This window comes from Marinospirillum sp., assembly GCF_014859565.1.
Window position 1 is genome coordinate 1 of the sequence record NZ_JACUUA010000222.1, and the last position, 5146, is coordinate 5146.

Here is a 5146-nt window from a genome sequence, read left to right on the forward strand (position 1 = left end):
ATGGGTGCTGTTGTCACCAAAGATGTTCCACCTGGTGTTACGGTTATTGGTAATCCTGCTAACCTAATGGTACTCAAATGATTTTATGGAAGCATGATGACTGAAGCGCATCTTGAAGCTGAGACGGGGTTACAGCCGCATTCCGAAGAGGTTTATCCTGATGCGGTGATCAAAGTCAGCCGGGATCAGTACAGTGCTTTTGAAATTAAACGAATGGTTGAGGAAACCCAGGAGCTGATTTTAGCGCCGCCTTTTCAGCGTGAAAATGTGTGGAAGTACCCTCAGAAGCGTGAGCTGATCGAAAGCCTTTTGATGGGTATTCCTATTCCTGTTATTTATGTATTTGAAGACGAGAACGGCATTAAACAGATGGTCGATGGCCGCCAGCGCACCAGTGCAATTATTGATTTTATGAACGGTAAGTTTGCTCTGGAAAAGCTGGGTATGCTTCCTGATTTTAATGGTTTTCGGTTCAAGGATTTGCCTCCTTTGTATCGCAGTAAGCTGGAGCGTTACCAACTGCTGGTTTATGTGATAGAGCCTCCCACGCCTGAGCGGGTTAAGTATGATATTTTTGACCGGGTAAACCGAGGCGGAACCCAGTTAAATAACCAGGAAATGCGAAATGCTTTGTACTCTGGTAAGGCCACTTCATTGTTAAAGAAGTTGCGTCATTTGCAGTCTTTTAAGCAGGCAACAGGTGGTAGTATTCAACCCAAACGGATGAGAGACCAATATGTAATTTTGCGCTTTCTCGCCTTTTATTTACTGCGAACTGGGCGACTGGATTTTTCCTATAAAAGCAATCTGGATGATTTTCTGGCTTTTGTGATGCGCTACTTGAACCAAGCTAATGTGGCACTATTGGACCATCTAACTGGGACTTTTGATATTGCAATGCAGCGAGCTTATGCTCTGATGGGTGAGGATGCATTTCGTTTTCCAATCAAGAATACCCAGCGAAGACCTATTAACATGGCCTTGTTTGAAAGCCTGGCCTACTTTTTTGCCATTTTACCGGGGAGTCAGCTTGTATCTGATGCTTCTCTCGTACAGGCTATTGACCGGTTGAAACAGGCGTTTGACGCCAGTGACTATTTCAGAAATCGTGTTGATGGTACACACAGTGTGAATTATCGTTTTTCTGAAGTTGAAAAATTGAAGGATGCACTGCAATGCTAAAAAAAATCGATATTAAGGCCTTCAAGTGCATTGAAGAACAGGCTTTTGAATTACAGCCTCTTACCTTGGTAACAGGTACGAATGCTTCAGGGAAATCGACTTTACTGCAAGCTATCCTGGTTGCTTTGGCCGCCAAACCACAGAAGTACCTGAGTCATTTGGGTGAAGTGGTTAAACCCTATATGCCGTGGGAAGAGGTGTTGTGTCGCTCTTCAAATGCCAGGGAGGTCGAAATAGGCCTGATTACAGTTAAGGGTGATGAGTTGCAAGCACGCATTTCTGAGAAAGGGGCTGGGGTTGTTTATGATTCCGGCGAGATGCCTGCTTATGAAGAGACTTTGTTTTATCTGGCTGCTGATCGTAAGGGACCGGAAGAGCTGGTTCCTTTGAATAAAGAAATTTGCATCGGTCAGCAAGGCCAGTTTGCAGTGGGTTATTTTGAGCTGAATAAAGATAAGCCGATTGATAACTCTTTGCTGGTTAATCAGGCAGCAGCCAAGACTTTGAAGGCACAGTTGGCTTGGTGGCTCTCTAAAATTACTGGCGTGGAGTGTGAAGCCCGGACTGAGAAAGTGACCAGCACCAGTGTTCGGTTGAGTTTTAGTATGGGTGAGCTGGGCGAGGTGTCACCGCTTAATACCGGGGCGGGCAATAGTTATTTACTTAAGTTGCTGATTATGTGCTTGTCCGCACAACCTGGCCAGTTGCTGCTCATTGAGAATCCTGAAATTCACTTGCATCCTTGTGCCCAATCCAAGCTGGGTGAGTTCTTTGCCTTCTTGTCAGCCAGGGGTGTGCAATTGGTTGTTGAGACTCATTGTGAGCACTTGATTAACAGAGTGCGCTATGAAGTTTATCAGCAAAGACTTGCGGCCAAGGATGTTGCGCTCTATTACAAGGCAGGTGTCCATCAGCCTTTTTTAGCCATGGGTATTTTGGCGAGTGGTCATTTTTGTGACCAGGCAGGTGAGCGGGTAAATTTCCCAACCGGTTTTTTTGATTCAACTTTAGGCGAGCTATTGGAGATGGGGTGATGGATTACACTTTAGCCATGGAGAATGGGTTACTAAAAGTTTTCTATGATTTTAAGCAAGGCTTGGTTCAGGAAACCAGCACAGCAGTCATTCAGAACTTGCTGCGTATGTATCAACCACCCCACATTACCAGTGTTGCACAGCTTAAGGCAGTTGGTGTTGATGACCCTGCATTGTTCCAGCAGTTGGCGACTATGCAGTATATCAATCAAACAGCGGAAGAATTGGCGCCTCTGACCCGCTATAAGCTGGTGTTGAGTGAAGCTTCCGCTGTCTACCCTGCAGTTAAACTAGGTTCAGATGTGGTGAGTCAGGAGTTAGTTATGACCTTGAAGCCAGGTGATGATCGAACCAAAGCCCATGCGTGGTTGAAAGCTTTGCTGGATAATGCACGTACGATAACTCTGGTTGATCGTTATTTATGTGTTGAGCAAACGGGCCGACTGAAAGCAAGTTCTCGCCAGTTTTTGCAGTTGCTCCCCAAGCGTTCTTTGTCGATCTTCTTTTCTGCTTATACAACCGCGCTGGCTTCAGAGGTGAAACAGATTTGCCATCAGTGGAAGGTGAAACAGGATAGCAGCCCTAGATACACCAGTGTTCATGACCGTTATCTGTTGATTGATGGTGAGTTGGAAGTCGTTGTGACCAGCGGTATTGAGTATCTATTCGATACCAGCAAAGAATGTACGCTGCTGGTTCGAAAAATTAATTAAGTTATTGGGTGTATGTTTAAATGTTGAATGGACCCTTTTCTCCCTGGCCTTCGTTTACTGAAGAAGAGGCCAATGCTGTACGAAATGTTTTGCTTTCCAATAAGGTCAATTACTGGACGGGGCAGGAAGGCCGTGCGTTTGAGCGGGAGTTTGCTGCTTTTGCGGAAACTGAGTACGCGATTGCCCTGGCCAATGGCACGGTAGCTCTGGATTTGGCGTTCCAGGCCTTAGCTGTGGGTTCCGGTGATGAGGTGATCGTTACGTCTCGCACCTTTTTGGCTTCGGTTTCCAGTATTGTCAATTCCGGTGCGGTACCGGTGTTTGCCGATGTAGACCGCGATTCACAGAATATCACTGCCGAAACCATCAAAGCTGTGCTAACCCCTCGAACTAAAGCGATTGTGTGTGTGCATCTGGCCGGTTGGCCTTGTGATATGGATAGTATTATGACGCTGGCGCAAGAGCGGGGTCTTTATGTGATTGAAGACTGCGCCCAGGCGCATGGCGCTCGTTACAAGGGGCGTTCAGTGGGTTCGATCGGGCATATCGGCTGCTGGTCTTTCTGTCAGGATAAGATTATGACCACAGGTGGCGAAGGGGGTATGGTCACCACCAATGATCGAGCGCTCTGGTCAAAAATGTGGTCGTTTAAAGATCATGGCAAAAGCTGGGAGGCAGTTTATGAGCGTGAGCATCCCCCTGGTTTTCGTTGGCTGCATGAGTCCTTCGGTACTAATTGGCGAATGACAGAGATACAGGCGGTGATTGGGCGTATCCAGCTGAAGCGTATGCCGGAATGGCACAAAACCCGACTGCGTTATGCCCAGCAAATTTGGGAAACCGCCAAGCAACTGACTGGGTTAAGAATCCCGGAAGTGCCTGAAGAAATCGAGCACGCGGCTTATAAGTGCTATGTATTTGTTGAAGCTACTTCCGAGCAGCGTGACCGTATAATGCAGCAGATTAATGAGCGGGGTGTACCTTGTTTTTCAGGTTCCTGCTCAGAGGTCTATCTGGAAAAAGCCTTTGACAATACTGGTTTTCGCCCATCAGAGCGTTTATCGGTAGCTAAAGAGTTGGGAGAAACCAGTTTGATGTTTTTGGTGCACCCAACTTTGACTCAGGAAGAGATTGATAAAACCTGTCAGGTATTGGCTGCTGTCATGAAGGGATAGGCCTGCTATGAAAAAGACCACCACTAAGCTTCACCTGAAAATTGCCACTCTGGATCGTAGCCATAAACGTCTGGTGATCTAGGAGCTCTCAGTTGGAGCTCTCTCCGAGAGCGATTACTGCAAAATCGCGCAGAGGACTGCGCTACCACTTGAGTGCGCTCCTACGGAGGTGGTTGCCAAGTGTTGGTTTGTTTCGGTGGGGTGGTAATAAGCAATTTTTTGGCTGAAGAGTGGTCTATTGCGTTATAGTTGTAAAAGTACCAATAGCCAAAAAGGCATAGCTATGAGTATGAAAACTGCAGAGACCCGCAAGTATTTTGGTGTAATGCAAGGCCTGTCAAGTATCGGGCAAATTTGGCCTTCGGGTCAGTACGAAGAGTACCTTCCATCACAAAGTCAGCAGGTTCGCATTTCGCAGTATTGGAATGCGTCAGGCGAGTATTTGAAGCAAGCTGAAGCACAAGTAAAGGCAAATATTAAAGCACAAGGGTAAAATTATGGTCGATAAGGAAGTCGTTACCCCTGAACAGCAGCTTCACCAGCTGGCGACAAAGCTTCATCAAGGTCAACTGTCTGCCCAAGAACAGAGCCTTTTAGCTGAGCTACTTGATAATGAACCGGGTGAAGTACTGATGTCCGTTACACGCCAACAGCTTCATGTTGGTCCTTTACCGCCACCTGATCTACTCAATCAGTATGATGATGCCACTCGCCAAACCATTTTGAGTATGGCTAGTAAAGAGCAGGCTCACGCGCATGATATGCAGCAAAAAAGCCTTCAAGGTGCTATAGCTAAAGATCGCCGAGGTCAGGTGATCGGTGGTGTTATTGCCGTTGCTGGTTTGGTTGCTGCAGCTGCCATAGCACCTTACAGCACTGTTGCTGCTGCGATTATTGGTAGCCTGGATTTATTCGGGATGGTCGCTTTGTTTGTTGCACCTCGTATTCTTGAGAAACGCTCCCAGTCATGAAAAAAACCACCACTAAAGGTAAAGGCTCGGGTGATCGGGTTAAGCGCTGAAAAATAGCGGGCAACTAACCC

6 protein-coding genes are annotated in these 5146 nt (G+C 46.8%); all 6 read left to right on the top strand.

Translation table 11 applies throughout. The features are described 5' to 3' along the window. Positions 1-93 precede the first annotated feature (93 nt). The 6 genes from IBX50_RS16940 to IBX50_RS16965 all read left to right on the top strand — a co-directional run bounded on the left by IBX50_RS16940 (position 94) and on the right by IBX50_RS16965 (position 5075). A complete protein-coding gene (locus IBX50_RS16940; protein WP_292257479.1) occupies positions 94-1182 on the top strand; it encodes a DUF262 domain-containing protein in 1089 nt (362 codons plus the stop codon). Then, a complete protein-coding gene (locus IBX50_RS16945) occupies positions 1176-2216 on the top strand; it encodes an AAA family ATPase (RefSeq protein WP_292257480.1) in 1041 nt (346 codons plus the stop codon). The genes IBX50_RS16940 and IBX50_RS16945 overlap by 7 nt, the downstream gene beginning before the upstream one ends. Next, positions 2216-2929 (top strand): hypothetical protein, encoded by a 714-nt coding sequence (locus IBX50_RS16950; protein ID WP_292257481.1) that lies wholly within the window; start codon positions 2216-2218, stop codon positions 2927-2929. The genes IBX50_RS16945 and IBX50_RS16950 overlap by 1 nt, the downstream gene beginning before the upstream one ends. 20 nt (positions 2930-2949) lie before the next feature. Beyond that, positions 2950-4104, top strand: coding sequence for a DegT/DnrJ/EryC1/StrS aminotransferase family protein (locus IBX50_RS16955; RefSeq protein ID WP_292257482.1), 1155 nt, complete (start codon positions 2950-2952; stop codon positions 4102-4104). Between the two features lie 283 nt (positions 4105-4387). Continuing rightward, the gene (locus IBX50_RS16960) at positions 4388-4597 is read left to right on the top strand and encodes a hypothetical protein (RefSeq protein WP_292257483.1); all 210 of its coding nucleotides are present in this window, start codon (positions 4388-4390) and stop codon (positions 4595-4597) included. A gap of 4 nt (positions 4598-4601) precedes the next feature. After that, positions 4602-5075: a DUF2335 domain-containing protein gene (locus IBX50_RS16965; protein ID WP_292257484.1), complete on the top strand. Its 474-nt coding sequence runs from the start codon at positions 4602-4604 to the stop codon at positions 5073-5075. The last annotated feature ends 71 nt before the right edge of the window (positions 5076-5146 follow it).

Excerpts from the sequence above, each read along its gene's own strand:
- IBX50_RS16940 (WP_292257479.1), top strand. The coding sequence starts at position 94 with ATGATGACTGAAGCGCATCTTGAAGCTGAGACGGGGTTACAGCCGCAT.
- IBX50_RS16945 (WP_292257480.1), top strand. The coding sequence starts at position 1,176 with ATGCTAAAAAAAATCGATATTAAGGCCTTCAAGTGCATTGAAGAACAG.
- IBX50_RS16950 (WP_292257481.1), top strand. The coding sequence starts at position 2,216 with ATGGATTACACTTTAGCCATGGAGAATGGGTTACTAAAAGTTTTCTAT.
- IBX50_RS16955 (WP_292257482.1), top strand. The coding sequence starts at position 2,950 with ATGTTGAATGGACCCTTTTCTCCCTGGCCTTCGTTTACTGAAGAAGAG.
- IBX50_RS16960 (WP_292257483.1), top strand. The coding sequence starts at position 4,388 with ATGAGTATGAAAACTGCAGAGACCCGCAAGTATTTTGGTGTAATGCAA.
- IBX50_RS16965 (WP_292257484.1), top strand. The coding sequence starts at position 4,602 with ATGGTCGATAAGGAAGTCGTTACCCCTGAACAGCAGCTTCACCAGCTG.